This window comes from Corallococcus sp. CA041A (assembly GCF_003612075.1).
Classification (GTDB): Bacteria; Myxococcota; Myxococcia; order Myxococcales; family Myxococcaceae; genus Corallococcus; species Corallococcus exiguus.
Genome location: NZ_RAWF01000678.1, coordinates 1 through 433, shown reverse-complemented (window position 1 = coordinate 433; position 433 = coordinate 1). Strand labels below are relative to the sequence as shown.

General features: G+C 33.5%; 1 pseudogene. It reads left to right on the top strand.

Going from position 1 to position 433, the window contains the following annotated elements:
* A pseudogene (locus D7V77_RS42685) lies at positions 1 to 433 on the top strand (pyruvate carboxylase); the annotation flags it as partial.

Below are 433 nucleotides of genomic sequence, written 5' to 3'. Positions count from 1 at the left end.
GGTGTACGTCTTGATGCTGGAGATGGTTTCCAAGGTGCTGAGATATCACCTTATTATGATTCATTACTCGTAAAATTATCTACACATGCGATATCATTTAAACAAGCAGAAGAAAAAATGGTACGTTCATTACGAGAAATGCGTATTCGTGGTGTTAAAACTAATATTCCATTCTTAATTAATGTAATGAAGAATAAAAAGTTCACAAGTGGTGATTACACAACTAAATTTATTGAAGAAACACCAGAACTTTTCGACATTCAGCCGTCTCTAGATAGAGGTACTAAAACATTAGAATATATAGGTAATGTAACAATTAATGGTTTCCCAAATGTTGAGAAACGTCCGAAACCAGACTATGAATTAGCATCAATTCCAACTGTATCTTCAAGTAAAATCGCTTCATTTAGTGGTACGAAACAATTGCTTGATG